Origin of the sequence: Bacteroides muris (ex Afrizal et al. 2022) (assembly GCF_004793475.1) — a bacterium.
Taxonomy (GTDB): domain Bacteria; phylum Bacteroidota; class Bacteroidia; order Bacteroidales; family Bacteroidaceae; genus Bacteroides; species Bacteroides muris.
Window position 1 is genome coordinate 96,755 of the sequence record NZ_SRYZ01000006.1, and the last position, 26,613, is coordinate 123,367.

The 26,613-nt window shown below is 45.1% G+C and carries 25 protein-coding genes, 1 tRNA gene and 2 pseudogenes; 7 read left to right on the top strand and 21 right to left on the bottom strand.

Features of this window, described 5'->3' with window-relative positions; all coding sequences use genetic code 11:
• Positions 1 to 76 precede the first annotated feature (76 nt).
• Together E5355_RS04710 and E5355_RS04715 are read left to right on the top strand one after the other, a co-directional pair.
• Entirely contained in the window at positions 77 to 517 is a 441-nt protein-coding gene (locus E5355_RS04710; protein WP_136009390.1) for a PepSY-like domain-containing protein, read from the top strand.
• Between the two features lie 32 nt (positions 518 to 549).
• Positions 550 to 1,053, top strand: a complete 504-nt coding sequence (locus E5355_RS04715; protein WP_136009411.1) for a PepSY-like domain-containing protein — start codon at positions 550 to 552, stop codon at positions 1,051 to 1,053.
• Positions 1,054 to 1,124: 71 nt separating this feature from the next.
• Here E5355_RS04715 and E5355_RS04720 read toward each other — a convergent pair whose 3' ends face one another.
• Together E5355_RS04720 and E5355_RS04725 are read right to left on the bottom strand one after the other, a co-directional pair.
• A complete protein-coding gene (locus E5355_RS04720) occupies positions 1,125 to 2,336 on the bottom strand; it encodes an L-serine ammonia-lyase (RefSeq protein ID WP_136009391.1) in 1,212 nt (403 codons plus the stop codon).
• 52 nt (positions 2,337 to 2,388) lie between these two features.
• Complete coding sequence (locus tag E5355_RS04725) at positions 2,389 to 4,926, bottom strand: endonuclease MutS2 (RefSeq protein ID WP_136009392.1); 2,538 nt, start codon at positions 4,924 to 4,926, stop codon at positions 2,389 to 2,391.
• A 113-nt stretch (positions 4,927 to 5,039) separates the two neighbouring features.
• Between E5355_RS04725 and E5355_RS04730 the strand changes: the two genes are divergently transcribed.
• Positions 5,040 to 5,124: transfer RNA gene (locus E5355_RS04730), tRNA-Ser, on the top strand.
• 331 nt (positions 5,125 to 5,455) lie between these two features.
• Here E5355_RS04730 and E5355_RS04735 read toward each other — a convergent pair.
• The 10 genes and pseudogenes from E5355_RS04735 to E5355_RS04780 all read right to left on the bottom strand — a co-directional run bounded on the left by E5355_RS04735 (position 5,456) and on the right by E5355_RS04780 (position 16,526).
• On the bottom strand, positions 5,456 to 6,238 hold the full coding sequence (locus E5355_RS04735) for a class I SAM-dependent methyltransferase (protein WP_136009393.1): 783 nt from the start codon (positions 6,236 to 6,238) through the stop codon (positions 5,456 to 5,458).
• Positions 6,239 to 6,296: 58 nt separating this feature from the next.
• Positions 6,297 to 6,533, bottom strand: a complete 237-nt coding sequence (locus E5355_RS04740; protein WP_136009394.1) for a 3-coathanger stack domain-containing protein — start codon at positions 6,531 to 6,533, stop codon at positions 6,297 to 6,299.
• 184 nt (positions 6,534 to 6,717) lie between these two features.
• Entirely contained in the window at positions 6,718 to 8,229 is a 1,512-nt protein-coding gene (locus E5355_RS04745) for a sigma-70 family RNA polymerase sigma factor (RefSeq protein ID WP_136009395.1), read from the bottom strand.
• A gap of 202 nt (positions 8,230 to 8,431) precedes the next feature.
• On the bottom strand, positions 8,432 to 9,835 hold the full coding sequence (locus tag E5355_RS04750) for a mobilization protein (protein ID WP_136009396.1): 1,404 nt from the start codon (positions 9,833 to 9,835) through the stop codon (positions 8,432 to 8,434).
• Between the two features lie 214 nt (positions 9,836 to 10,049).
• Positions 10,050 to 11,006, bottom strand: a complete 957-nt coding sequence (locus tag E5355_RS04755) for a toprim domain-containing protein (RefSeq protein ID WP_136009397.1) — start codon at positions 11,004 to 11,006, stop codon at positions 10,050 to 10,052.
• 212 nt (positions 11,007 to 11,218) lie between these two features.
• Entirely contained in the window at positions 11,219 to 12,295 is a 1,077-nt protein-coding gene (locus tag E5355_RS04760; RefSeq protein WP_118121495.1) for an AAA family ATPase, read from the bottom strand.
• 14 nt (positions 12,296 to 12,309) lie between these two features.
• Positions 12,310 to 12,618 (bottom strand): DUF3853 family protein, encoded by a 309-nt coding sequence (locus tag E5355_RS04765; protein WP_009121544.1) that lies wholly within the window; start codon positions 12,616 to 12,618, stop codon positions 12,310 to 12,312.
• Positions 12,619 to 12,841: 223 nt separating this feature from the next.
• Positions 12,842 to 13,879, bottom strand: a complete 1,038-nt coding sequence (locus tag E5355_RS04770) for a hypothetical protein (RefSeq protein ID WP_136009398.1) — start codon at positions 13,877 to 13,879, stop codon at positions 12,842 to 12,844.
• A gap of 11 nt (positions 13,880 to 13,890) precedes the next feature.
• A pseudogene (locus E5355_RS04775) lies at positions 13,891 to 15,180 on the bottom strand (PDDEXK nuclease domain-containing protein).
• Positions 15,181 to 15,245: 65 nt separating this feature from the next.
• Positions 15,246 to 16,526 carry a site-specific integrase gene (locus E5355_RS04780; protein WP_136009399.1) on the bottom strand — a complete coding sequence of 427 codons (1,281 nt, stop codon included), beginning with the start codon at positions 16,524 to 16,526 and terminating at the stop codon, positions 15,246 to 15,248.
• Between the two features lie 444 nt (positions 16,527 to 16,970).
• Between E5355_RS04780 and E5355_RS04785 the strand changes: the two genes are divergently transcribed.
• The 4 genes from E5355_RS04785 (at position 16,971) to E5355_RS04810 (ending at position 20,199) form a co-directional block, all read left to right on the top strand.
• Positions 16,971 to 18,200 (top strand): site-specific integrase, encoded by a 1,230-nt coding sequence (locus E5355_RS04785; RefSeq protein WP_136009400.1) that lies wholly within the window; start codon positions 16,971 to 16,973, stop codon positions 18,198 to 18,200.
• Positions 18,201 to 18,869: 669 nt separating this feature from the next.
• Entirely contained in the window at positions 18,870 to 19,403 is a 534-nt protein-coding gene (locus E5355_RS04800) for an antirestriction protein ArdA (RefSeq protein ID WP_016272709.1), read from the top strand.
• An 80-nt stretch (positions 19,404 to 19,483) separates the two neighbouring features.
• A complete protein-coding gene (locus E5355_RS04805; protein ID WP_010803493.1) occupies positions 19,484 to 19,705 on the top strand; it encodes a DUF3873 domain-containing protein in 222 nt (73 codons plus the stop codon).
• Between the two features lie 11 nt (positions 19,706 to 19,716).
• Positions 19,717 to 20,199 carry a DUF7258 domain-containing protein gene (locus tag E5355_RS04810; RefSeq protein ID WP_136009401.1) on the top strand — a complete coding sequence of 161 codons (483 nt, stop codon included), beginning with the start codon at positions 19,717 to 19,719 and terminating at the stop codon, positions 20,197 to 20,199.
• A 219-nt stretch (positions 20,200 to 20,418) separates the two neighbouring features.
• Here E5355_RS04810 and E5355_RS04815 read toward each other — a convergent pair whose 3' ends face one another.
• The 9 genes and pseudogenes from E5355_RS04815 to traJ form a co-directional block, all read right to left on the bottom strand.
• A complete protein-coding gene (locus E5355_RS04815; protein WP_136009402.1) occupies positions 20,419 to 20,739 on the bottom strand; it encodes a hypothetical protein in 321 nt (106 codons plus the stop codon).
• A gap of 6 nt (positions 20,740 to 20,745) precedes the next feature.
• Positions 20,746 to 21,213 carry a DUF3872 domain-containing protein gene (locus E5355_RS04820; protein ID WP_136009403.1) on the bottom strand — a complete coding sequence of 156 codons (468 nt, stop codon included), beginning with the start codon at positions 21,211 to 21,213 and terminating at the stop codon, positions 20,746 to 20,748.
• A gap of 16 nt (positions 21,214 to 21,229) precedes the next feature.
• Positions 21,230 to 22,120, bottom strand: coding sequence for a DNA cytosine methyltransferase (locus tag E5355_RS04825; protein ID WP_120469783.1), 891 nt, complete (start codon positions 22,118 to 22,120; stop codon positions 21,230 to 21,232).
• Positions 22,121 to 22,123: 3 nt separating this feature from the next.
• Positions 22,124 to 22,705 carry a conjugal transfer protein TraO gene (locus E5355_RS04830; protein WP_136009404.1) on the bottom strand — a complete coding sequence of 194 codons (582 nt, stop codon included), beginning with the start codon at positions 22,703 to 22,705 and terminating at the stop codon, positions 22,124 to 22,126.
• 2 nt (positions 22,706 to 22,707) lie between these two features.
• Entirely contained in the window at positions 22,708 to 23,643 is a 936-nt protein-coding gene (traN, locus tag E5355_RS04835; protein WP_136009405.1) for a conjugative transposon protein TraN, read from the bottom strand.
• A 33-nt stretch (positions 23,644 to 23,676) separates the two neighbouring features.
• Entirely contained in the window at positions 23,677 to 25,002 is a 1,326-nt protein-coding gene (gene traM, locus E5355_RS04840) for a conjugative transposon protein TraM (protein ID WP_136009406.1), read from the bottom strand.
• On the bottom strand, positions 24,980 to 25,276 hold the full coding sequence (locus E5355_RS04845) for a TraL conjugative transposon family protein (protein ID WP_136009407.1): 297 nt from the start codon (positions 25,274 to 25,276) through the stop codon (positions 24,980 to 24,982). Before E5355_RS04845 ends, traM begins: the two co-directional genes overlap by 23 nt.
• A 4-nt stretch (positions 25,277 to 25,280) precedes the next feature.
• Complete coding sequence (gene traK / locus E5355_RS04850) at positions 25,281 to 25,904, bottom strand: conjugative transposon protein TraK (RefSeq protein WP_007653041.1); 624 nt, start codon at positions 25,902 to 25,904, stop codon at positions 25,281 to 25,283.
• Between the two features lie 20 nt (positions 25,905 to 25,924).
• A pseudogene (gene traJ, locus E5355_RS04855) lies at positions 25,925 to 26,467 on the bottom strand (conjugative transposon protein TraJ); the annotation flags it as partial.
• Between the last annotated feature and the right edge of the window lie 146 nt (positions 26,468 to 26,613).

Below are 26,613 nucleotides of genomic sequence, written 5' to 3' on the forward strand. Positions count from 1 at the left end.
ATCTTTCCTAATTCTCTACTGTTATTTGCAGTGTGAATGATATGAAATTTATTAATAACATTAAAAAATGACGATTATGAAGAAAGTATTGTCTATTTTTATATTGGCTCTTGTAGCTGTTCAGTTTGCTTTTGCCGGTGATGTAATTACTCAGGATGCCAAGCTGCTTCCGCTGACAGCGCGTAACTTTATCAATCAGTATTTCTCGAAACCGCATATTTCGCATATCAAGATTGAAAGTGAAATACTGCAGACCAAGAAATATGAAGTGCTGCTGACCGACCGTACGGAAATTGATTTCGATAAGAAAGGAAATTGGCTGGAAGTGGATTGCAAGAAATCTGCTGTTCCCGAAGCATTGATTCCGGCTCCGGTAAAGGAATATGTGAAGACCAACTTCCCGAGAGAGATTATTACCAAGATTGAGCGCGGACGTACCGGTATGGAAGTCGAGCTGAACAATGACTACTCTTTGAAGTTCAACAAAAAAGGAAAATTTGTCAGTATGGACGACTGATTTTTTAGTAAATATTTTAACTTTATATGAAAATGATGAGAATGAAGATTCAAATGTTGGCGATGATGTTCATCACCGCCTTGGCACTTGGTGCATGCAGTAATGATGACGACAAGGATGATGTGAAAGTGCCTGAAGCAATGTCACAGGCATTGAAGTCCAAATACCCTTCCGCAATCCATGTGGAGTGGGAACAGAAAGGAGGTTATTTGGTGGCAGACTGTAGAGTGGATGGCCAGGAAAAGGATGTATGGTTCAATAATCGGGCAGAATGGGTGTTGACGGAGACAGAACTGCTTTGGAACGATCTTCCGGGAACTGTACTGACTTCTTTCAGCGGCAGTAAATATGTTGGCTGGAAGATAGAGGAGATTGTTCTTTTGGAGTATCCGGTAGTGCCTATGCAGTTTGTCATTGAAGTTGAAAAGGGAAATGCAGAGTATCAATTGTTCTATTCGGAAGAAGGCGACTTGCTGCAGACAAAAGATGTGAGCGGTGATAGGGATGATACGTATTGGCCGATAAAACTTGATTAAAGGATAAGGGATTAGGGACTAGTGTTGTGGTAATCATATTGCCCCCCTAATCCCTAATTCCTAATTTCTGGCTACATCGGTTTATAGTCCTTTGCCAGTCCTCCTTCACTGGTTTCTTTGTAGAGGGAGGGCAGGTCGTTTCCGGTTTCTTTCATGACTTCTACCACCTTGTCGAATGATACGCGGTGCATGCCGTCGGTGAAAGAGGAGTAAAGGTTGGCATCCAGGGCGCGTGCGGCGGCGTAGGCATTACGTTCGATACATGGGATTTGTACCAGTCCGCAAACCGGGTCACAGGTCATTCCCAAATGATGCTCCAATCCCATTTCAGCGGCATATTCTATTTGTGCCGGACTACCTCCAAACAATTGGTTGGCCGCGGCTGATGCCATAGAACATGCTACGCCTACTTCTGCCTGGCATCCGGCTTCCGCTCCCGAAATGGAAGCGTTGGTCTTCACGATATTTCCTATCAGTCCGGCTGTGGCAAGGGCACGGAGTATGCGTGTGTCGCTAAACTCCCGGCTTTTTTGCAGATGATAGAGCACTGCAGGTACAATGCCGCACGAACCGCAGGTAGGTGCAGTGACAATGACCCCGCCTGACGCATTTTCTTCACTTACTGCCAAGGCATAGGCAAATACCAGTCCGCGCGACTGGAGGGAAGCCTTGTAGCCACTGGCACGTATATAATAGGTCGAGGCTTTCCGGCGCAGATTCAGAGGGCCGGGCAAGACTCCTTCACTATCCAATCCCCGTTTTACGGCAGCTTGCATGGTTTTCCATACCTCCTGCAGGTAATCCCAAATATCGCTTTCCTCGCATTCCTTGACGTACTCCCAATAACTTTTTCCGGTACGTTCACACCATTGCAGTATTTCGGTCATGCGGTTCATTTCGTATACATCCGGGGTGTTGACGGATGAGGTTCCGTCATTCTCCTCTGCCAGGGCACCGCCACCGACACTGAATACAGTCCATTGGTCTGTCTCCTTGCCTTCACTGTCCAAGGAGACGAATTTCATGCCGTTGGGATGGAAGGGCAGGAATATTTTGGGTTCCCAGATTATTTCTACCGGTGCTGCGGGTTGCAGTGTCTCGGTGATGGCAACATTGGTCATGTGTCCCTTGCCGGTAGCAGCGAGGCTTCCGTATAGAGTTACTTGGAATGCGGCTGCTTTGGGATGTTTTTCCAAGAATATCTGAGCTGCCTTGCGTGGCCCCATAGTGTGGCTGCTGGATGGGCCGGTACCGATACGGTAGAGTTCTTTGATTGATTTCATATATTTCAAAATTTATCAAATTTATGATTTAGCTTTAACTATCAATTATCCATTAATTCAAGTCTACAACGGTGATGCCTGCTCCGCCGAACTGTATATGTTCGTCGGCAAAGTGGCGTACTCCGGGAACAGTTTCCAGATATTGACGGATGAGCATGCGTAGGATGCCTGTCCCCGTTCCGTGAAGGATACGCACGCGTGACATGCCGACAAGGATGGCGTCATCAATGAAATAAGTTACGGCTTGCAAGGCCTCGTCACCTCGCATACCTCGGACATCGATGTCTTGCTTGAAATGCAGTTTCTTCTCGTACATGCTGTCTTGGGTCTGGGCACTGATAAAAGTGCTTTTGGTGGACACATCAGCTTGTTTAGGCTGCGCGTTGGTACGTTCCAGTCTATCCAGCTTTACGGTAGTCTTGATACTGCCGAACGCGATGACCGCATTCTTGCCATTTACTTCCATTACTTCGCCCACAGAGGTCTGTCCCTTTATTCTGACGTTGCAGCCGGGGATGATGGCTGCGAGACGTTCTGCTTCTTTCCGTGCCTGCTGTTCTGCCAAAGCTTGAGCAGACAGCCCGTTTTCTTTTCCTTTGCCCGCTTTCTTTTCCTTTTTCCGGTTTTGCTTCTCTTTCAGCTTTTCCATTTTGCGGGCAATTTTTTCTTCCAGTTCCTTGTTGGCAAGTGCTTCCATTGATTCACGGAAGTCCGTCAACTCTTGGCGGGCCTGGCGTGTCTTTTCTTTTTCAGCTTGGGCTTCTTTGATGGAGCGTATGGTGTTCTCGATGCGCGCATTGGCTTCCTGCATCAGTTGCTCCATTTCTTCCTTTGCTTTGCGCAGAATCTCCTTTCGGGATTTCTGCAAATCTTCTATTTCAGTTTGATAGCGCTCTATGGTCTCTTCCATGTACTTTTCACGCTGGCGTATTGTCTGGCGTTTGCTTTCCCAGTAGCGTTTGTCGCGCACAATGTCTTGCAGGTACTTATCGGCATTGATGTATTCGCTGCCCACGATTTCCGAGGCATCGGCAATGACATCTTCCGGAAGACCAATCTTGCGGGCAATCTCTACAGCGAACGAACTGCCCGGATTGCCTATCTGCAACTGGAACAGTGCTTGCATCAGATGGCGGTCATAGAGCATGGCACCGTTTACTACACCTTCGTGGTCTTCGGCAAAATGTTTCAGGTTCTGATAGTGTGTGGTGATGACACCGAACGTCTGTTTTTGGTTGAAACGTTTCAATACGGCTTCAGCGACAGCGCCTCCAATCTGGGGTTCAGTTCCACCACCGAATTCATCAATCAAGATGAGGCTCCGTTCATTGCAGCTTTTCATCATGATTTTCATGTTCGTAAGGTGGGAGGAGTAGGTACTCAAATCATCTTCAATGGACTGCTCGTCACCTATGTCGATGAATATGCTGCTGAATATTCCGGCATGACTGCGTTCGTGCATCGGGATGAGCAGTCCGGATTGCAGCATGTATTGCAGTAAGCCCACTGTCTTTAGGCAGACGGATTTACCGCCTGCATTTGGACCAGAGATGATTAGGATACGTTGCTTCTCATTCAGTTCGATGTCAAGTGGTACTACTTCTTTGCCATGTTTGGCAAGAGAAAGTTGCAAGAGCGGGTGCACAGCCATTGTCCAGTCTAGCAACTGCTTGTTTTCGAGAGCTGGTTTCAGCCCGGATATCTGCTCAGCAAACAGTGCTTTGGTACGTATGAAGTCTATTTCAGCAAGGAATTCGTATGATAGCAGTACGTCGGGGATGGAGGGACGCAGCTGGTTGGAGAAGTCCGTCAGGATGCGGATAATTTCTCTGCGTTCGTCACTTTCCAGTTCCCGTATGCGATTGTTGGCTTCCACTACTTCGGCAGGCTCAATGAATACGGTTTTACCGCTGGCCGACTCGTCGTGTACAATACCACGTATTTTCCGTTTCAGTGCCGGTGCAACGGGAATGACCAGACGACCGTCACGCATGGTGGGCGTTACATCTTTGTCCACAACGCCCTCGGACTGAGCATTTCGTAGAATGCTGTTCAGTGAGCGAGAGATGCTTCCCATAGTACTTGCCAGTTCCCGGCGGATGCGTGCCAACTCTGTAGAGGCATTGTCCTTGATTTTTCCGTAAGGAGAGAGGATGCCGTTTATTTTTGTTATGAGCTGTGGGAAAACGGTGATGTCTCCCGCTAGTCTTTTCAGACAAGGGTAGGGGGAAGCCCTTTCTTCCTCATCATCGTCGCTTTTTTGTAGGAAGCGTACAATATCACGTATGGTTTCCAGTGAACGGCGCAGGTCAAAAAGCTCTTGTTCATCCAGATACATGCCTTCTACGCGTATGCGTTTTAATGATGGGCGTACATCAAAAAAATATTGTGCCGGGAAATTATCTTCTTCTTGGAGTATACGTACAAATTCGGTGACTTGGTCCAGACGTTCTTCCACTTCTCCAAAGCAATTGGAAAATGTCATGTTCATCACCCGTTCTTCGCCAAGTGTACTGAGGCATTTTTCTTTCAGTAATTGGCGTATTTGGTCGAAACCTATTTTCTGTTCAAAGTTCTGCGGATATATCATGGTGCAAAAGTACTATTAATTCATGAAAAAATAGAAAAGAAGTTTGCAGAATTAAAAATGATTTGTATCTTTGCACCGCTTTAAGAGAAAAGCACTTCTTGAAAGAGGAGTTTGGAGAGGTGGCAGAGTGGTCGATTGCGGCGGTCTTGAAAACCGTTGTACTGCGAGGTACCCGGGGTTCGAATCCCTGTCTCTCCGCGATAAACATTGAAAATCAATGAATTACAAAAGAAACACCCAATTTTACACCCCAAAATGTAAAGTTGGGTATTTTTTTGTTATTTAACTAAATCCCTGAATTCTGTAACTAAATAATATTGATTTGTCCGGAAATCCAGTTACAGCCCCTATTTTTGTGTGCATAGTTCAGAGCGTATAAACAACGCTCCACAGAACAGGCTTTCTAAAAAACGTAACCTCTACATTGAAAATTCTTCCTGTGTATCGGTCTTGCCTGTTGGAAAAAGAGAGCAGGGACATAGACGGGGTTTCGGACTAACCAATAATATTGTGGTATATGGAGCAAAGCTTATGTTCCTTTTTTCAGAATATAAAAACAACTCGTACTAAAGAAGTTTCTTAGAATAGGAATGTAGGCAATCACTTTGTTCAATTTGCGTGGGGATAATCCGAATTTAACCTGATAATGAGGATTGATAAGCCATAATTGCCTATTTGTAATGCGTAAAACAGTCGTTTTTAGCATGCTTTCAAAAGATTCTATTGACACCCTTGTTCTTTTAATAGAAAGCAACTCTTTGATACAGTCTCCGTTTTCTCCAAAGGCTTTTAGTACTCCCCGATATACAGTCATGGGAAGTAGGTGAACAAAGGGCAGACGGGAAAGTATGGGGTTTTGACAAATCTGCTGATGCCCACCAAATGGCATTTGCCAGGCCGGGAATGACATGAAAACAATGCCCTGAGGCTTTAGATATTTATTCAAATTTGAAAGGAATAGCTTTTTATTGTCTATATGCTCAAAGACATCATGGCAGATGATTATATCAAAACTCCGTTCCAATTCCTTTAGTTGAAAAATATCTTGTGCGTAAAATGTCCCTCTTGCATGGGCATCCGCAAAAAAAATTCTTGCATCTTTAATCCGGCAGGCTGCAATATCAACTCCAACAACACGACATCCCATTTCAGAAAAAGGAAGTAGATTGCCACCATCACCACAGCCTATTTCTAACACATCAGTTCCTGTCTCTACTGAATGCCAGTGTTGAATATATGGTATAAAATAGTTTTTGCTTGTAATAGAAAGTTCTTTGAAATAGATAGCTCTATTTTTATGACGTTCTTGCATAAAATAATTATTTGTAGAGTAGTAGCAGTAAAAAACTGCTACTACCTATTCTTGTTGTTCAATTTGCGGAAATCTCAATTTGTGAGCCTGCATTAACTGTGAAAGGAGTATTGATTGTTACGGATTCTCCTGCATTAAATGTAAGTTTAGCACCATTGGTGACTGTTACATTTTTTGACATAATAATCCAACCTGTAACAGATTGTGTTGATGATACTGTTTTATCATTAAAGGTTACAATCTCTCCTCCGGCAGTAGAAACTGCTGCAAAAGCATTGCATAAGCCGTACCCCATTTCATTATTCCATGTCCCATTAGGACGGTTTGAGGTTGTTGAATACGAGTATCCTCCATTGCCTTTGAAAATTTGATAACACGTACTTTCATACTGATTTGTTTTTAGTTAATATTTATTTGAATTGTTCTCTACAACTATGATAAGTTATTTTGTAAAAGACTGCATGATAACCATAACTTTTTTACCACGACAGACGGATTCCTATAGGCAAAGCCACATTAAAAGGCTTTTCTGTTCGAATTGTCTTTATTCCATCTCCATTATTGAAGTAATAATGTAAATTGGGTTCCGCATAGATTCCAACGGATGGTGTAATCTGATATTGGATGCCTATACCCAAATTCGTTGACCACTGCAAAGATGGATATATATCACTCTTTCCACAAAAAGTAATTTGTCCACTTTCATTAGATGCAATACTTTCAGAAGTTGCTTTTACAGGGATATCCAAAGTTACTCCCGTAGATAAGTAAATGGACAGCCTTTGCTTGCTGTGTACATTGAATGTTCCTTTCAAGGGAATTCCTATATAGTTGATTTTCTGTACTTCTTTTAAGTAGGAATCAGTAATAGTCGTAAAATCAGAATGTAAGTGTGTGTATTGAAAGCCCGTTTCAAGTCCCCAACGTTCATCAAATTTCTTACTAAAAGAAAGCGATAAGATGATAGGGATGTGATGATATGATTCTTTTATTACCTCTTGTGGCTTTTCGGATGAAATGCCACCGGAATTTATCGTTTTTTGAATATTCGTTTGCTTGTTTATTCCTGAATAAGACAAAGCTAATGACCATTTCTTTTTATTATGGGACGAGAATTGAGGAACAATGGTGTAATGAGTGTTTTTGCTCTCTTCAAATTCTTGCTCTTTAGTTATTGGATTATTAGATAATTGACTACTGTCTTTTTGTTCAATAACATTATCTTGGTTAATAATATCTTGTTTGTACATCTCTTCTTTTGTTGATTGAAGGTGTGTATATTGGTGAGCAGATATACGAACAGGAATAACATTTATAATATCTTCAAGTGAGATGTTTTCTGACTCTTGTTCTTTTTGGGGATTTATTACCGTTTTGGGAGATGTGCCGGCGATTTCTTTTGGCGCATACAGTAGATGTCGTAGATAAATGACAGACAACAACACAAATAACCCTACAGCAATATAGTATTGTGATAGGAGCTTGCGTAACAATTCTTTAGCCCTTGATAGTTGTGATGAGGAAGAATGAGGCGCTATATTTAGCAATATGCCGATTTCTTTGTGAGATAATCCATCCAATACCGCTAATTTGAAAATTTTACAATAACCATTCGGCAATGACTCTACCATCTTAAGCATTATTGCATAAGATGGAAAATCAGTAGAATATGACGGAATTAATGGCTCCTCAGATTCTTCTATACAATCTAAAGGAATATTGGTTATGGCATGACATTGTTCCAAATACTTTAATGAAATATTTTTCATTATCTTCCCCATCCAACTTTCTAATTTTTCAGAGGAACGTAATGTGTTAATGGATGTAAAAATTATAATAAATCCATCATGTAGAAGGTCGTTTACTGTTTGCTCATTAGAGACATATCGGCTGCAAATCCTTTTCATCTTTTTTGCATAAATTTTATAGAGCAGACTTAAAGCCTGCTCATTTCCTTCTTTGCATAGATTTACTAATTCTTCTTTGGTCATATTTATTATGCATTAGGCGAAATATCAAATATGGTTGTTGGTTCTTAACAGTTCTACCTTTTTCAATGTAAACTTTATTAATATATGATAGAAAAGATGCAAAAGACTGCATTTCTATTTCTGTTTTAACATACATTATAGTTTCCTGCTCTTGCCTTGTAATCTCATTCTTTGCTAATTAATCATATTAGATGTAAGGCTATTAGAATCTCATTCCTCTACTTTTTCTTGGTTCTTCTATTGACTCCTGTAAGCCTTGCCGCAGTTTCTCCCATTGTTCTTTGAACCATTCGCCTATTGGTTGTCTGTTTATCGTCAATATCAATTTGTTTTCATCGGTCGGATTTTCTTCCACCTTGAAAACATCATTTTTGATTTCAAACTTCCGTCTGTGTTCTTCGGAATAGATTTTTCCATTGCATTTGATAGCCTCTTTTTTTGTCAAAAGACTGTTTACCATATCTTTGGTAAAGCCAACGGCATAACACATCTTTTCCATTCTCAACATCTCTTTGAGTAAAGGAAACCAGTTGAACGCTTTTTCAAGAATGGTGTTCAATCGTGATATTTCTTTGTCTTTTGCTTCAAGTTCTTGGTTATGTATTCCTTGAAGATTTCGAATCTGTTTGCCATATTGTTCCTGCATATGCTTCATTTGGATTTTCAAACCATTAATGCTTTTATCACGTTTTGCTATTTCCTGATGCAGTTCCGAATTGCTATGCTCCAACTCTTTTAGTTTTCCACTTCCGAAAAGAGAACCGACTCCGCTTGCTATGGCGGTGGCCGCATCGGTGGCTACGCTTTTGAGTTTGTTCGTGCGTATCTCGGATTTTACCTGTTTGAGTTCTTGTTCAGCAAGAGTTACCTGCTGCTCCTTGTACCTTTGGGTTTCCTCTATACGTTGCAGTTCGGCTTTCTGTTTCTTTATGATGAAATCGTTACGTTCCAGATGTTTCTTGCCTGTTTCGGCTTTAGATTGTCCTCGTTCCATCAAGAGAATGTCAGAAGCCAAACTCTGCATTTCGGTCATATCCTCGTCATTTAGTTTACAGCTCTTTCCTGTATCGTGGTTCATCCAATCGAAAACGATATGAGCGTGATAATTCGGCTTGAACCACTTTCCACCAATTTGGAAACTCTCCCTATCTTCGGCTTCGGGTTGTCCGCTCAGCCAATGTCCTTCATCTTTGTGCAGAAAGATTTGCAGCGGAGTGATACCCCAGCGTTGTTTGCACTCCTCGCCAAATTTACGCACATCTGCCAATGTGGTGTTTGGTCTGACGAGCAGCACACCTTCACGGATTGGCGAACACCCTGCCACTTTGATTATTTTTCCGTTCTTGCCTTTGCGTTCACGTTCTTTCTCCTGCATGGCACGTCCGGTCTTTTCCTTGACCATCCGTTTGATGTTGTCGTAATGTGTCCGCAATTCGGTAGTGCCGAAGCCGGGATTTATCCACTGTTCGTTGTCGGCTGAGAGTTCAGAAACGATATAGATTTTGGACTTGCCGATGTTACGCATATACTCGGCAGTCCTACGGTTATGAGCCTCGCTTGATGCAATGTTGCAAGGCTTGATATGTATGCTTGATTTTGTTGCCATAGCTGTTCTGTTTTATTGTTCGCAATAGATTGTTTCTTCGCTTCCGCAGTGGGGTTCTTAGGGGTACAACCCATAAGCGGAGATTGCAAAGAGAGGGTCACTCTTTGCTCGGGGTTCTCAGGGGAGAAACGCCCTGAGTGGGTCATTAGGGCAAAGCCCTAATCCCCTCGGGAGAGCCCACAACTACGAAAGCGGAGCGTGTAGTTATAGTGGGCTATAACCGAAAGCCGTTTTTCTTTTTCGGTGACTGGCTGCGCACCCCTTTGACGGATTGGACTTGCCCTTTTCTCTCAGCCTGTTTCTGTAAGTATTCGTTTAAGTCCTTGCATCCGTTGTAAGTCTGCGAAGCGTCACGGATGTATCTGTCTCTGCCGTATTCCTTGCGGATTTGCCGGAGTGCTTCCATGCCTGCATGGTCGTTGTCGAAAAAGCAGTGAATGCGTTCGTAATTGCCCAACGGATAGAGAACCTTGTTTATATTCGATACGGAATTCAATACAATGTAGTCCTGCCCGTCCAACTCCGGATAATTCGGGCAGCTCTCCTGTCTCAATGTCAAAAAGGAGAGGTAATCCATGAACCCCTCGAATACATAACAGGTATTCCTCGCTTTCCCTGATTGTCTGATGTGGGAGATTTCCTTTGGGGCGATACAGCCCTTGAAATAGCGGTTGCGGATTTCATATCCATCCGATACATTGGGAAAGGCGATGGCAAAGTACCGCTTGCCGTTGTGGGTGAAACGGGCTTCACTACATTCTATTTTCGCCAGTTCTGTATTTATTCCTCTACCTTGCAAGTAGGCAAGCAGGGCAGGAGATGACAGCGGAACAATCTCCAACTGTTGGAAGCTCGGTTCGGAAGAGTTTTGCTTGCCAAAAGAGAAAGATACCGGGCGCACATATGGTGTCTGTTCCGCTATCCGTTTCAAGATGTAAGGTACATGGTCGGTAGCATACAGGTGTGCAGCCAGTTCAATGATGCCACCACCTTTACCCAAACCGAAGTCATACCATTGTTCTCGTTCGGTATTCACTTTGAACGATGCTTCAGTCTCTTCTCTAAATGGGGATTTGTACCAAAGGTTGATACCTTGTTGTTTTACTGGTGAATAACCCAAACTGTGCAGATAATCCGCTATCCTGATTTGCTTGGCTGTCTGTATATCCATAAAATGATTGTTTTAGTAGTTGGTAAATTGATTTGTTTTTCTTTTCGCCCGTACCTTTTTAGGAAGTACGGTCTATAATCACTTCACTAAATTCTCGTATATATAGGATACGGTAATAAAGTGAAGTGATTTAATCCCATTTCAGAATCACTTCACTATATTCCTAATATATACACCCCGAGAATAAAGTGAAGTGATTGCAGGGAAATGGGCTAATAGTGGAAGTCGGGCATGAAGGTGTATTTCCTGCCGTTCTCCTGCACTATCATCCGCTTGTTGCGGAGCATGGTGATGAGCGATACCGCCTTTTTATGGTTCAGTTTTACACCCACGGACATATAGGTCTTGATTAAAGCATCTTCCAGTTCCTTGTAACCATATTCCTCTTTCAGACCGAATGCGGCTTCCAATGCGATGCGGTGCTGCTGCTCGGTGATATGCCTGTAAGGGTCGAACTTCTCTTCTTCGGGTCTTCCCGGTTTCTTTGTCTCGGGTTTGTAACCTTCTATAAGTTCGGGAAGGGCTTTGTCGTTGATGCGGAACGCAAAAGGCTCAAAGTCCATTGCTCGTATGTGAATGGCTGAAACATGGCTGATGTCACCGTTGCCCTTGTCCTTTTCTACCTGCAATACGGTTTCCGCCTTGTTGTTCAACTCCGTACCGATATGCCCTCTCGCATTCTCATCCCCCTTGTTCTGATGCAGTATCGTATGGATGTGTATCTGCCTGTCGTCCGTCCACTGCATCAGTTTGGATATGATGCGTGTGGATTCACCGGGGCTGTTGATGTCGTACACCATATCACGGATGCCGTCTATGATTACAAGACCAATGTCGGGAGTGTTGTAGATAGCCTGTTCTACAATCCTGATACGTTGCTCAGGCGTGTATTTTCTCAAAGCGAGAAATTCAAGGTTCTCATTGTCCCTGTCATCTGGCAAGCCGGCCATCCGCAAAATGCGTGTCATGACTTTCAGGCAATGGTAAGGGCTTTGCTCTGTATCAACATAAAGCACTTTCCGCTTATCTTCCGGCAGTTCCGCCACATACCGCAACACTGTGCCGTTCTTCAATGCGGCGGCTACGATAGCCGATACATTGAATGTCTTTTTACTTTTGGCTTTGCCGATGGATGCGCTGAAATTGCCCAATGTCCCAATGACAGAACCATGTACTTTGAGGATTTCAGGTGCTTTCTCATAACTTTTCGACAGGCTCAAACGTGAGGCTTGCCAAAGGATAATGGCTTCTTCTGCCGATATGTCCTTAGTCTCTTTAATATAGTCCATAGCCATGCCTCCCGTTATTTTCGTCCTCCTGTTTTCTTCCCGGCCAGTTCAAGGGCAAGCTCCACATCTACGATAATCTTGCGTCCTATCTGGGTGATTGCCTTGTCAATCTTTCCGCTTTTCTTGATGCGGTTGGCGGTGGGCAGGCTGCACCCGAACAGTTTGGCAATGCCCAGTATTCCGTACACATACTTCCTTTCTGTGTCCGTAACGGGCTGTGGCTGCATTTCCGTTTGACCGGAAGCGTGCTTGCTTAAGAATATGAACTCTTCGCCTGTCATCTGCCAGACGGGTTTTGATAATAACTCTTGAAGATTTGTCATCGTCCAATCTATTTAGTCGTTTAACAATCAGCCCTGCGCACTGGCTGTTATTTCTGTTCTCGAACGATGCAAAATTAGGTAGGTTTGTAAGTGGTAAGGATGTGGTTAGTGCAAATGGAATATTTTATTATTTCTTTGAATATCAGACAATAAAAATACCACTCAAAAATTAATTTGAGTGGTAAAAGTGGTTATTTCGTAATATGTCAGGGTATATCACGGATTATCGGAATATTGCGTCCATTTCTTTGGCGAACTTCTGGTTGCTGTCACTTGGGAAATCGGAAACAGGTTCCTTGTATTTTGACTTGTAATAGTTCTCTTCAATATCCAGCATTTTGAGGATATTCTTTTTCCAATTCTCCCTGTCAAGTTTGGGCAGTTGTTCACCCATCAGGAATATCAGGTAGCAGACACGTATTTTCTCTCTCGTTTTTATTTTCAGCTTGCATTTGCCGGGGTGCAGATTCATACAAGCATAGAAATCATATTCGGAAATATTCTCGAATTGTTCTCCTACGCAGGTCGTGTAAACGTGCGAAAGCAACTCCATGTCGAAATATTCGTGTTGTTCCTCTTTGGGTGCTTCTTCTTGCATATCGGGTTCGCTTGGCTTGGTTAGCTCTTCCGGTTTATCTTTAGCTACGGGAATATATTTTGCTAATATTTCCATAAAATGGAAACTCAATTTATAAATATCTCCGCAGCAGTTCTCTATATATTGGAAAGCCTCTTTTCTTGCTTGCTTTTGCAATTCATAAAGCCTGTTCAGTTCTTCTTTTTCTTTCTCATATTCAGCCTTGCAGCGTTCATATTCCTTTTCGGCTTGCTTTTCTTCTTCTGCCGTATGTTCCCTGTAACCAATAAAATCATATCTGTTATATGCCTCGTTCAAAGGCTTGTTTAGTCTTTGTGTAACCTCCAGTTGTTCCTCTATATCAATATTATATCTATCAGCGAAATGGTAGCACACACGAGAAATTATCTCATCATCAAGCAATGGATATTTTTCGTAAAGCATCATGTTTTTCTCTATCTCGGCTCTTAGACTGTCGAGAATCAGAGTGTACTGTTCTTTCTGCTTGTCAAGTACCAATTCAAGGATAGCGGCTTCAAAAGCTTTTGTGTCATTGTATTGCTTGTAGAAGTTCGTGATGAATTTCTGCTTGTCAAAAGAAAAAGTATGGCTTACAATAAAGTCACTGTATATTCGGTTGAGTTCACCGTATTGGGGAATCATAATCAGTATTTCTCCTGCCATATATCTTGGGTTTATGGATTTTTGTCTTTATCAAGAAAGGAAGCCAGTTCTTCTTCCACTTCTTCTATACTTGGCAGAGCCGATTTTAAGTTTTCAGGTATAGCCTTGCTCAGTTGGTAATCGCTGATGCCTATCGGCTGGTCATAGCCTGTCAATGCGTATTGTGCTACAACTTCGTCTTTTCCCTTGCACAGCAACAACCCGATAGTCTTGTTGTCATTCTCTCCCCTCAGTTTATCATCCACCACATTGATGTAGAAGTTCAGTTGCCCTGCATACTCCGGTTTGAATGGGGTAGCCTTTAATTCTACCACGATATATGCGTGCAGTGGAATAGAATATAATATCAGGTCTGCATAGAAATCGCTGTTTCCGACTTGGAAATGCTTCTGTCGTGCAACGAAAGCAAAGCCATTGCCCATTTCCAGCAAGTAACGGGTAACGTGCTTAACCAACTGTTCTTCTATGTCCCTTTCATCTGCTTTCTCTTTAGTTCCAGCCAAATCAAAGATGTACGGGTCTTTCAACAGGTAATTGGCGAGGTCGCTTTGCGGTGCAGGAAGCGTGGTTGTGAAATTGTTTACCTTATTATTGCTGATTTGTCTGCTGTACAGGTTGGTTTCAATTTGTATTTTAAGAGCATTGCTGCTCCAGCCCATTTCCACAGACTGCTTCATGTACCAATAGCTTACACCCAATGGAAGTGAACTGTTAAGCATAATCACATGGCTTGCCCAATTGGTTCTTGCAACAGGTGATGCCATGAATACGCTTTCTATATCCTTAATTTCCATCCGGTAAATATCAGATACGGTTTGGGCTACATTATGAATTTGCGCAAGAGGTTCTTGCGTGATTATAATTTCCTTGTTATCAGTGGATTGGACTTGCGTAAGAGGCTCTTACGTAAATTGCGCATCGTTTAAGTAGCGTACTTCGTCTGCTATTTTCTCCACACTTGGAGCTATCAACTTTGCATCCGTTTCTATGAAACTTTGCAATGCCCTCAAAGGATATGCTTTTGCAAACTGACACATATAGGTAAGGTTGCGTTCCGAATAGCCCTTCTTTTCGGGATAATTCAACCGGATAGCCTTTGCCAACTGTTTGATGGTTTTGCTTCCCCATCCGTGCAGTTGCTGATGATAGAGAATATAGTTACCCATTTTCCAGTAATGGAACAACATTTGCGCATTGGCTGCGGTAATCAGCCGTACTTGTGCCTGTTGTATTTCCGAACCGACAGCATTTATAAATGCGTCAAAGTTCGTCTTTTCTATGTTATGTCCGTTGTTGTTCATCTTATGATATTTTCAGAATACAAATATAATTCAAAGGTGGTAATCTATGAAACTAATTGATACTTTTATAGTTGATTGAACTTGTTCATTGCATTTGCCCTAATGTCATCCGCTATGTCAATATAGGGTTTTATGGCTTTGTAGTCACTGTGTCCCGTCCATTTCATAACCACTTGTGCAGGGATTCCGAGAGCCAACGCATTGCAGATGAATGTTCTTCTTCCGGCATGGGTGCTTAACAATGCATATTTGGGCGTGATTTCATCTATGCGCTCATTTCCTTTGTAGTAGGTTTCCCGTACAGGTTCGTTGATTTCCGCCAGCTCGCCCAGTTCCTTCAAATAATCGTTCATCTTCTGATTGCTGATGACGGGCAATGCCATGTGATTCTCGAAATGAACATCCTTGTATTTTTCAAGAATGGCTTTGCTGTGGTCGTTCAGTTCGATTATCAGGCTGTCCGCAGTCTTGACTGTGGTAACTTCAATGTGGTCGGGTTTAATATCGCTTCTTTTCAAGTTACGGACATCCGAATATCGTAAACTCGTGAAACAACAGAACAGAAAGACATCCCTGACACGTTCCAAATATTGTTTGTCATGCGGTATATGATAATCTTTCAATTTGTTCAGTTCATCCCAAGTCAAGAAGATCACTTTTTTCGAGGTGGTTTTCAGTTTCGGTTTGAATGTATCGTATGCAATGTTCTGATGATGTCCTTTCTTGAAGCTCCAGCGCAGGAACCATTTGAGGAATCCCATTTGCTTGCCGATGGTGCTGTTTCTCATATCCTTGGTATCACGCAGGAAATTGACGTATTCGTTCAATCCAAACTCATCGAAATAGTTAAATGTTGCATCCTCCTTGAACTCTTTGAGGTGGTTCCTCACTGCTGCAAATTTTTCATAGGTGGATGCCGTCCAGTTATTCTGGTTACCGCACTCTTTTACAAACTCATCGAACACCTCCCAAAAGCTGACAGGGGCTTCTTCCGGCTGTTCTTCGCTGGTTTTCATTCTCATGTTGAAAGCTTCCTTCAACTGTTGGGTCGTTGGCATGACCTCCTGCACCTCGAACTCCTTGAAAATATTCTGAATTTCGGCATAGTATTTCAGCAAGTCCGTATTGATTTCGGCTGCACTTTGCTTTAGCTTGTTGGTACATCCATTCTTTACCCGCTGCTTGTCTGCATCCCATTTGGATACGTCAATCCGGTAGCCCGTTGTAAACTCGATGCGTTGGCTGGCAAAGATGACACGCATACGGATAGGTACGTTCTCTACGATTGGCACACCGTTCTTTTTCCGGCTCTCCAATGCAAAAATGATGTTGCGCTTGATATTCATAATTGGGTGCGTTTGAAATTCTACACCCAAATATACACCCAATTATTGAGATAGCAAAAGACATTTAGAAACATTTAGTTTTACTCTATGTTGTAATTTGCACTTGATTATCAGTTGTTTGCGGTTTTATGATATTTTGTGAAGGTATAAGTTCGAGAGCCTGTCTCTCCGCTGAACTTACTGGACAGAAATGGTCAGTAAGCGGACAAAAAGCTACAAATCAATGATTTGTGGCTTTTTTTATTACCCGAAAGTCCAGCTTCCAAGACTTCAAAAGTACGGTAAAAGACAAAGTTTCGTTACTAAATCGTTACCTATTCCTTACCGGACAAAAACGGTAACGATTTGTCCTCAAATGACCTGAAAATGACTTGATTAGTCCATAGTCTGCATAACTCGAAAACGAGAGGTAAAAATTAATTTTGCAACTAAAAAAAGTGAGTTATGAAATCGACATTCAAGGTTCTTTTTTATTTGAAGAAAGGTTCTGAAAAGAAAAACGGCGAGGTTATGATTATGGCACGCATCACCATAGACGGAAAACTTTGCCAGTTCAGCACGAAACAGAGCATCCAGCCCGACAACTGGAACACGGCTGCGGGCAAAGCCAAAGGCAGGGATGCCGGGAGGATAAACGCCCTTTTGGACGACATACGTTCTTCCCTGAACACCATTTACCACGAAATGCAGCGGCGTGACAACTACGTGACCGCCGAAAAAGTGAAGAACGAGTTTTTGGGACACAGCGAGAGCCACGAAACAATCCTTTCATTGTTCCAAAAGCACAATGACGATATGAAGCAGCTTGTGGGCATATCCAAGACGATAGCGACCTACCGCAAGTATGAAGTCACACGCCGACACCTTGCAGAATTTATCCGCAGCAAGTACAATGTATCGGACATATCCATTAAGGAGATTACCCCTATGTTCATTACCGATTTTGAGTTGTATTTGCGTACCGCCTGCAAGTGCGGCTACAACACCACCGCCAAGTTCATGCAGTTCTTCAAGCGCATCATCATTATTGCCCGCAACAACGGCATACTGGTGGGCGACCCGTTCGCCAGCTACAAAATCCGGCTGGAGAAAGTGGACAGGGGTTATCTGACAGAGGACGAGATAAAAATCATCCTTAAAAAGAAAATGGTTTCCGAGCGGCTGGAACACGTCAGGGACTTGTTCATCTTTGCCTGCTTCACCGGGCTTGCCTATATAGATGTAGCCGGGCTTACGCAAGATAATATATGCAAATCCTTTGACGGCAACCTTTGGATAATGACAAAGCGACAAAAGACGAATACGGACGTTAATGTTCCCCTGCTGGATATTCCCAAGATGATTTTGAAGAAGTACAAGGGCAAGTTGCCGAACGGTAAGATACTTCCCGTAATCAGCAATCAGAAACTAAATGCGTACCTGAAAGAGATTGCCGATGTATGCGGTATTAAAAAGAACCTGACATTTCACCTTGCCCGGCACACGTTCGCAACGACTACCACACTATCAAAGGGCGTACCCATTGAAACGGTTTCCAAGATGCTGGGACACACCAATATCGAAACGACCCAAATTTACGCCCGCATCACCAACAGCAAGATAGGCAGCGATATGCAGGGGCTTGACAAGAAATTTGTCGGCATCGAAAAGATTTACAAGGAAGTCGCCATGTGAGTTTTTAGTTACCTATATACCGTTGGTAACAGAACTGGTAACGATTTCGGTAACGAAATTCCACCTAATAAACTATATCCCAACAAAGTACACTCTTTCACCTTGCGGGCAGTCCATCGACTACCCGCATTTTTTATATCCCTTTCCAACTGGCACATTCCCCGAAACGCCAGCCGTGCGTGGCATGGCTGACTGTATTTCGTGAAAAGAGCCGTTGGAAACCCGCACAAGCGTATTGCAAGCAAGCTCACAACACCCTTGCCTTTCCGCCCGCATGGAGTGTTCCCTAAAAGACGAAAGAGAACAGGCACTTTTCCCCTGTTTCCCTAAATGTAAATCTTCCTCTCACGCAGTCCCCCAGCCGGGACAGTCGTTTTAATCATTTCAATAGGCAAAGGTAGTTACGTGTTCTTCACGATTTTGCAAGGTCGAGCCGTTCCGGTTTGGCGAAAAAATCTTCCCTGCCTTGCGAGGTATTTTTTGCCCAAAACCTTGCAAACTCTAAACACTACCCTTTTAAGCCTATGTGAAACGAAAACGACCGACCCGACCGGAAGACGCATAAAAAAAAAGTCGGATTTACGGGAAACAGGAAAAAAGTTCAGTGAAACTTCAACTCCCTCACCTCTCGAATCCGCATAAAATCAAAAACTTAAAAATTACAGCAATATGGAAGCAAAGGTATTATCGGAAGCAAAAGTTTATGTAGGCACTTACGGCAAGTATAACAACGGTTCATTGTCCGGCGCATGGCTCGACCTGTCGGACTACTCGGACAAGGAAGAATTTTACGAAGCCTGCCGGGAACTTCACAAGGACGAGGAAGATGCGGAATATATGTTTCAGGACTGGGAGAACGTGCCGGAGGGCTTAATCGGCGAAAGCTGGATTTCTGAAAACTTCTTTTCCCTGCGTGATGCGGTAGAGGATTTGGACGACACCGAGCAGGAAGCCTTTTTCGTGTGGTGCAACTATAAAAGCCATGATTTGGGCGAGGAAGATGCGGACGACCTTGTACGGGACTTTCAAGACGAGTATCAAGGTCAATATAACGATGAAGAAGATTTCGCCTACGAAATTATCGAGGAATGTTACGAACTGCCGGATTTTGCGAAGACCTATTTCGATTATGAAAAGTTTGCCCGTGACCTGTTCATGTGCGATTACTGGTTTGATGACGGCTTTGTGTTCCGTGCGGCATAACCAAATACTAATCCGGGCGGGGTGTCAAAGCCCTGCCCGCTTAAAACAACCAAGTTTATAACCATAAAAAATAAGACATCATGCAGTCACTTAACAAAAACGGGGTAAGCATTACCCAAACACCGGGAGAAGAAAAGTTCGTGAAATGCTGTTTAGGGGCTTTCAGGGGACAGATTTATTTTCAATATGACTACCGCCACACGGACGGCGAACTTTTCAGCACGGTAGCCAAAACGCTGGACGAGTGCCGCCGCAGGCGTGACGGGTGGATAGCGAAGAAGAACGGAGTAATAAATAAGTAAATTTTAGGGACATGAAAACGACAGAAGTAAACAAGGAGCTTATCGGCAGGCGTTGCGAGTGTATTTTTACGGGCTTAATGGTAACGGGCGTTATCGAGGACACGGAAGAAAACGAACACACCATAGAGGTAAAAGTCCGCTTCGACCACCCGCACCAGTGGGGTGATGATTTGTATAATGATGTATGGGCGTGGGGACGCAAAATTGACGAGTTCGGCACGTTGCATCATTTGCAACTGTTAGAGGACAAACCGGACTTTCAGATAATGACGGTAGTTTTCGGCGAGCCAATCAGCCGGATAGACCGCAGTGTTTTTGAAGATGTGGAAACGTGGGGTGTCTGTTCCCTGCAAGGCTGGGTAAATAGCTACGAGAGTGTCCGGTTTGTAGCCATAAACGACCATACGGCAATCATTACGGGCGAATACAACATGGAACAGGTAAAGGTGTGGTTAGAGAAATACACGTCCATAAAGAGCCTTAAAACCAGTTGATAGAGAACGGCGGCTGTTTGCCGCCGCCACTTTCTTTCGTGAGTGCCGGGAAATAAAGTGGCAAAGAAACCCGCCCTGTTCCCTAACATGAAAAGTCCACCCGCCGAACTGTCAGCGGGTGGACTGCCATAACATACGCCTTGCGTATCATTCCCTATTTGGTGTCCCCTGTCTGTCGTTGCTTTTCACGTATATATGCAACCGATAAGGAAATAAAACCTATGAATCTTCATGTTGGAAGAATTTTACACCAAGTATGCACACGGTTTCTTCTTCCTCGATGTCGTATTTCCATGTTCGTTTATAGACAAGCATTTCCGTGTCGCAGTCGAACCATTCCATTACAGGCGCATCATCTTCTTCGTCCGCCCATTTGAAAACCTGATTGGACGGCGTTTTCCACAATTCAGCCCTGTCACGTGCGGAAATGCAGTCCTTGTCCACAATGATGATGTCACCTACTGCCGGAACCGTGTCTGTTTCCAACGTGGTTTCTATGTACCACGAGATACCTTTTATATCCAATTCTATTTTTACCATGTCATTTTATTGTTTAGGGGTCGTTATTGTTTCCGTTTTTTCCTTGCCGTTGTCATTATTGAACGATAGAGAAAGTTGCCGCACCTGTCCAAAGCTGTCAATTACATAAATGTCAATCGTCTGCTGGTCTGTCGATGCCGAGGTGTAGTATAGCCGGAACGTTTCTTTCTCCAGCGGGTACAGGTCATTGGGCAGGAACACCGTGCCGTTATCCATTTCCAGCTTCCCTTTGCCGTCCGGCTGGAAGTACCTGATTTGATAGGTAGTCGGCTGGTAATAGCCGCCACGCACCAGTCGGCAGCGTATTTCGGCGGTTTCCCCGACTTTCAGCCTTTTGGGTACTGGCATCGTTTCGATGCTGAACGGGTACGCCTGCTGAATATCCAAGTTGTCATTACAGGCGGTGACAAGCACGAGGGCGGCCACGATGTAGCAGCCCATGATGATTTTATACATTACATTCTTCATATACATTATTATATAAGGGTTATCAAAATAAAGTAGTCGTTTGCCTAATCCGGGCGGCAACTTCCCTGACAACAGGAACACTGACCGCATTTCCGAGTAAGGCATAACGGTGTATCTTCGCTATCTCTTTTTTCTCTCCGTCATATATCCCGTATCGGGTATAGTTGTCGGGAAAGCCTTGCAGCCTTTCGCACTCTACTTCGGTCAGCATCCGCACGTGCTTCAGTTGTTCGGGTGTAGGCGTTCCGTTGTACGCTTCACCCGATTTCAGGCACAGCACGTAGTTCCCGATGTTAGGTTGCCTGCCGTAGTTCCTTGTTATCGTACCACTTGGACGAGCAGCGGGTTCATCACCCCCGACCTTACCATGCACTCCGCCCGGCGTAGGGAGAGGAAATAGGTCTGCGGTACATCTGTCTGCAACACGTCCGACAAGGTACATCCGCTCCCGGTTTTGGGGTAGAAACCATGCCGTATTACACAGTTGCCATTCAAGTCTATAACCGCCAATGTCGGCAAACGCTTTGACAATGCCCCAAAAATCCGGGCGATGTCTTGCGAAGAATATCCCCTTAACATTCTCCCAGATAAAAACGTCAGGTCTGAAACGCCTAACGGCTTCGACTGCATATCTGACAAGGTGGCTTTCTCTCCCTTGCAGTCCCTTTCCGTCCCCGATTGCGCTAAAATTTTGGCAAGGGCTTCCGAAAGTGACAATGTGGGGACGTTCGATGCCGACTTCCCCGATGTTTGTAACCGTTCCGATGTGTTCCGCATAAGGAAAATTGTATTTGAAGTTAGCGATTGCGTGTTTGTCTATCTCTGAAAAATATACCTTGTCGAAAGTATATCCGGCGGCTTCCAGCCCTTTGCTGAAACCGCCGATACCTGAAAATAATTCAAGCAGTACCATAGGCTAATTGATAATGAATTTCAGTCCCACAGATACCTGCGAGTGGAACTTGCCTATGTCCGAGCCGAACAACGCCCGTTCCCTTGCGTTCAGTAGCAGAGCCACCCGGTCGGTCAGGTAGGCTTCCAGTTCCAGCGTTAAAGCCCCGCCGTACACAAAACAGTCCTTATCCAGCAAGGTAGAGCCGTCCGGCAAGAGCTTTTCGCTTCGGTTGCTTGTTTCATACCCGGCGAGTGCCGACAGTCCCAGCGAGAGAAAAAAGGTCTTTCGCCTGTCCGAAAGGAATTTCAGGTAGTAGCCGCCCTCTGCGGTGAACTGTTCGACTGGAATACGCATATCCTTGTAGTCATACTTCTTGTGCAGGTATTCGCCGCCAATCACCCAGCGGTTGGCGTTCTTGGTGTATACGCTGTACGCCGCCCCGATGTGGTAGGCAAAATCCGTATTGGCGTTCCAATGCACCCCGTCCGTCATGCCCGCCGTGACCTGCAAGCCTTTCATGCCCGGCAGGTATCTTTGTGCGTGTGCCTGAAACGAGGTCAGGCACAGCACAAAGAGTATTCCGATAAATAGAAACCGTTTCATCCTTATTTGATTTTAAGTTCGTCAATCACTTCTGCGTTCACGATGTCGGTGTTCTCCACCCGGATAACCTGATGCCGCCCGCCGTTCTTCTCGTAGAGTTCCACCAACAGCAGCTTGTCGTCAGGAATGGTGAACTTCGGCAGAGCGTACACCGTGCGGACGGTCGATTTCCCGGCAATCTCTATCACCTCGTTGTAGCTTCTGACTGCATCCAGCACCGTTTCCTGAATAGCCGTGCGCTTGGGCACTTTCTTATCGACTATCTTAAACTTGATGAAGTCCGTGTCGAAAGGCACGTTGGAACTGTTCTTCGTCTGCGTATGCACGTAGAGCATCCCGTTATAGGTATAAATGCCCTTGATTAAGAACTGGATGCCGAAACGTTTGCTACCCAAGTGGCGCACTTTCCGGTCATTATTCTTGTAGATGCTCTGCATAATCAGTTTCACCAACAGCGGGCTTTCATTACCTAATTCCCGGAAATAGATGTTCATGCGGGTATGCGAGAAATCGGACGTATCTTCATTTTCCAAGAAGTCTTTCATTTCGATATTGAGCATTTCCGGTTCACGGGCGTACTTGGCGTTGAATGAAAAGAAACTCCCGTCCTCGCAGATAACGGAGAAGTTCGTTTCGCCCGGAAAGCCCTCTGTCGTGGCTTTCACCCGTATAACGTTCTCCGCACCGTCCGCCTTGCCCGCTATGATGTGGTTGCTTCCCAAATCCACGTAGCGGACGGCGGCGGGGAAGATGATATGCACCGTCTTGGCAAAGGTCACTTCCACGCCGTAGGGCGTAACCATTTGGAGGTACGGGAGTTTCCGGGTAATACCCCGGTACAAGTCGTTGCCAGCCGCATACTTCACGGTGTCAGCGGTTTGTGCGTTTGCCACACACACGCCCAGCAAGAGGGCGAACATTACAAAAATCTGTTTCATAGTTAATTGAAATTTTAGTGGTTGATAAAATGGTTATTGTTGTTTGGCATACAGCATGACTTTATAGCCTGCTTTCAGCTTCACTTTCACGGTTCGGAACTTCTTGGCGAGGTAGCCGGACGTTCCTTGCAGCAAGCCCCTTGTCACGTCCATTGCCACCTGCTGCCCGGCACTCCGTGCAAAGGAAATGCTTGTACCCAGTCCGCTGCCGATATTCGCCATAGCTTCGTTGAACGCTTCCTGCTCCATAGAGGACGGCACAGATAATCCCTTTTGCCCGTCCATGTCAAACACGGCAAGTTCCACCGGGATGATGTTGCCCGCATACTCAATCGAGGACACCAGTATGTCAAGCCGTTCGCCCTGCACCTTTGCCGTCCCCGCCACAAGGGTATTCTTCGGCACGACTATGTTCCCTGCTTGCATGGGTTCGAGCAGCCGTAGTTTCACCGCCTGCCCGTCCGTCAGGGTTTGGTCTTGGTGTATGCAGGCGGCTATCGTGTTCCTGCCGATAGCGTAGCCCGTGCCTACCGCCGTGTTGAAGCCGTAGTTTCGTGGCTGGCTGTAAGCCCGGATGAAGTCGGCATCGCTCATGGGCTGCTGCAATCCCGATACGGTCGTTTCCCGGATTGCCTGCACGGGCTGGGCTTGCGGCATTTGGGTGACAGTCCCGGCAACAGGCACTTGTGCCGTTTGCCCGTCCTGCCCGCCGTCATTCATGTACTTTGCCGCCAGTTCGTAGGACTTTTCCAAGAGTGCCATTTGGTCGTCAGCGGTAGGCGTGGCGTTCTGCTGTTGTTGCAGTCGGTCGGTCAGTTCCGCCACCTGCCGCTTCAAGTCCTCTTTTTCCTCGTCCACCGCCGGGGTTTCATAGAACGTGCTTAACTGGCGGTTGATGTCCCGGTAAGCGTTTGCCGAATAAGAAGCCCCGCCGCCCCTTTGGGGCTTCGGTTCTTCTTCCGGCATCAGGTCGATTTCCGCTTGCGGTTCTTCCGTTTCATCGTCCCCCGTGAAACCGAAGTCCTGCAAGGATTGTATCTTGTCCTGCTGTTTGCGGTTCAGCATCGCTTGTTCGTAAGCCTTTTGCTTGTCGGCTATAATCCCGTCCTCTGCGGGCAGGGGTATGTCGGCGTTGAAGCCGCCCACGCTCTCCACATTCACGTCCTCTTTGCCGGAGGGGGCGAATATCAGGTACATACACCCGGCAAAGGCAAGGAACATCAGCGGGAAGACTATCATTTTCCTGCGCTGCTGTACCTGCTGCGGGGTAAGTTCCCGTTTGGGCTTCTTTTCCTTTTCAGGCTTCCCGTCCGTCTGCGGTACGGTCATGCCGTTCTCATTCTTCTGTACTTCTTCCATATTCCGGTTTGTTTAAGGGGTTGATACTGTTGATTGTGTCATTGCCTTGCAATGGCAGTTGTTTGATATGTTCTATTTGCAGCCGCCTGCCGTCCCGTTTCCCGATATTGTAGATTGATGAAACGGTGATGTAGATAGACAAGCCGCCGAAAAATAGGAACATCACGAGGATAACCGCCAGCCTTTTGCCCGGCGTAATCCGTCCGCACATTCGGCGCAGGCGGTCGTCCGCCCAGTCCTGCACCTGTTCGATGTAATTTCGTTTCCTTTCCATACGGCTATCTTTTAACGGTTTGCAAATCCTTGTTCTCGGTAATGGTGAACGCTTCGATGATGAAGCCGTGCGGGTTGTTGTCGCTCCGGGTTGCGTTGAGCAACCGGCACGAGGTCACAAGGCTGCGCACCGTCAGGCTGCTTTCCCGGACAATCAACTGGCGGGCATACGTGTTCACCTTGTAAGGGTACTGGTCGAAGTCGCACTTCACGCTGTCAATCTCCACCGTCTGCGTGACGTTTCCGGAAATCACCCGGTTGTAGTAGCCCTTTTCCGCCAAGTCCTTGTAATAGTTGAAAGCGGTCTTGTCGGCGAGGAACAGCGAACGTTTGATGTTGCTTTCTATAGCTCCCTTGTCAGGCGAGAGCGTGAAGAAAAGCTCGTGGAAACGCCGCACGTGCGATTTGGCTTCCACGGGTCTGTTCTGTGATAAATCCTGCGAGAGTGCCAGCATCAGGCTTTTGCCGTTGTCGAGGACGTAAATCTTCTGCCGCTGCTTTTCGGCGAAGCTGTACGAGTTCCACACGGCAAAGCCTGTCACCAGTGCGCACAGGCAGATGAATACCAGCGCAAAGAGCCGGATTTGCCGGAAACTCGTTTCGATGTTCGTTAATGATTTAAATTCCATATATTAAATTTTGATGTTGGTTATTTGAGTAGTTTCCCGGTTACTTTCCCGCTTGCCGCACCGACCGCTGCCCCGGCGATTGACCCCGCCCGTGCCACGTTGCGGTTATAGGCAGACGTGCCGCCAGCCGAGACAATCCAGCTTGCCACCGTTGGAATGGTGAAGTAGCCCACGATACCGATTATCATAAAGATTACATACACGGTGCTGCTCCCGTCAGGAATGAAATTCGGGTCTGAAAGTTCCTGAATGTCCTTTTGGAGCATCAGCGTTTGTATGCGTGCCAGCACGCTGCTGAACAAGTCCGACACGGGCAACCACAGGTAAATGGAGATATAGCGTGAAATCCACTGGGTCAGCGTGCTTTGGAAACCGTCATAGACGGAAATCGCAAATGCCAGCGGACCCAGTATCGAAAGCACAATCAGGAAGAACGTGCGCAGCGTGTCTATAATCAGCCCCGCCGCCTGAAAGAGCATTTCCAATAGCTCCCTGAACCAGTCCCGGACGGACTTCTTGATATTGTAAGCCGCCCTATCCATGTACATATCCGTTTTGTTTATTCAAATATAAGATTTTCACTTGTTGCCAGTGAACTAATAATCATTATGGGAAATGATTGGTATGCTACTAAAATCGTACATATTGTTATTTTAATAGTCCGTTAAAAATTCACCATATCGGCTAAGCGGCTTCTGCCACTATGCCA

Coding starts and splice junctions, on each gene's coding strand:
- E5355_RS04800 (WP_016272709.1), top strand. CDS start 18,870: ATGGAAGCAAAGGTATTATCGGAAGCAAAAGTTTATGTAGGCACTTAC.
- E5355_RS04785 (WP_136009400.1), top strand. CDS start 16,971: ATGAAATCGACATTCAAGGTTCTTTTTTATTTGAAGAAAGGTTCTGAA.
- E5355_RS04780 (WP_136009399.1), bottom strand. CDS start 16,526: ATGAATATCAAGCGCAACATCATTTTTGCATTGGAGAGCCGGAAAAAG.
- E5355_RS04760 (WP_118121495.1), bottom strand. CDS start 12,295: ATGGACTATATTAAAGAGACTAAGGACATATCGGCAGAAGAAGCCATT.
- E5355_RS04815 (WP_136009402.1), bottom strand. CDS start 20,739: ATGGTAAAAATAGAATTGGATATAAAAGGTATCTCGTGGTACATAGAA.
- traK (WP_007653041.1), bottom strand. CDS start 25,904: ATGGAATTTAAATCATTAACGAACATCGAAACGAGTTTCCGGCAAATC.
- E5355_RS04735 (WP_136009393.1), bottom strand. CDS start 6,238: ATGCAAGAACGTCATAAAAATAGAGCTATCTATTTCAAAGAACTTTCT.
- E5355_RS04825 (WP_120469783.1), bottom strand. CDS start 22,120: ATGGTACTGCTTGAATTATTTTCAGGTATCGGCGGTTTCAGCAAAGGG.
- E5355_RS04845 (WP_136009407.1), bottom strand. CDS start 25,276: ATGGAAAGGAAACGAAATTACATCGAACAGGTGCAGGACTGGGCGGAC.
- traM (WP_136009406.1), bottom strand. CDS start 25,002: ATGGAAGAAGTACAGAAGAATGAGAACGGCATGACCGTACCGCAGACG.
- E5355_RS04725 (WP_136009392.1), bottom strand. CDS start 4,926: ATGATATATCCGCAGAACTTTGAACAGAAAATAGGTTTCGACCAAATA.
- E5355_RS04805 (WP_010803493.1), top strand. CDS start 19,484: ATGCAGTCACTTAACAAAAACGGGGTAAGCATTACCCAAACACCGGGA.
- E5355_RS04830 (WP_136009404.1), bottom strand. CDS start 22,705: ATGAAACGGTTTCTATTTATCGGAATACTCTTTGTGCTGTGCCTGACC.
- E5355_RS04765 (WP_009121544.1), bottom strand. CDS start 12,618: ATGACAAATCTTCAAGAGTTATTATCAAAACCCGTCTGGCAGATGACA.
- E5355_RS04810 (WP_136009401.1), top strand. CDS start 19,717: ATGAAAACGACAGAAGTAAACAAGGAGCTTATCGGCAGGCGTTGCGAG.
- E5355_RS04755 (WP_136009397.1), bottom strand. CDS start 11,006: ATGGATATACAGACAGCCAAGCAAATCAGGATAGCGGATTATCTGCAC.
- E5355_RS04740 (WP_136009394.1), bottom strand. CDS start 6,533: ATGGGGTACGGCTTATGCAATGCTTTTGCAGCAGTTTCTACTGCCGGA.
- E5355_RS04710 (WP_136009390.1), top strand. CDS start 77: ATGAAGAAAGTATTGTCTATTTTTATATTGGCTCTTGTAGCTGTTCAG.
- E5355_RS04715 (WP_136009411.1), top strand. CDS start 550: ATGATGAGAATGAAGATTCAAATGTTGGCGATGATGTTCATCACCGCC.
- E5355_RS04770 (WP_136009398.1), bottom strand. CDS start 13,879: ATGGCAGGAGAAATACTGATTATGATTCCCCAATACGGTGAACTCAAC.
- E5355_RS04750 (WP_136009396.1), bottom strand. CDS start 9,835: ATGGCAACAAAATCAAGCATACATATCAAGCCTTGCAACATTGCATCA.
- traN (WP_136009405.1), bottom strand. CDS start 23,643: ATGAAACAGATTTTTGTAATGTTCGCCCTCTTGCTGGGCGTGTGTGTG.
- E5355_RS04820 (WP_136009403.1), bottom strand. CDS start 21,213: ATGTATATGAAGAATGTAATGTATAAAATCATCATGGGCTGCTACATC.
- E5355_RS04720 (WP_136009391.1), bottom strand. CDS start 2,336: ATGAAATCAATCAAAGAACTCTACCGTATCGGTACCGGCCCATCCAGC.
- E5355_RS04745 (WP_136009395.1), bottom strand. CDS start 8,229: ATGACCAAAGAAGAATTAGTAAATCTATGCAAAGAAGGAAATGAGCAG.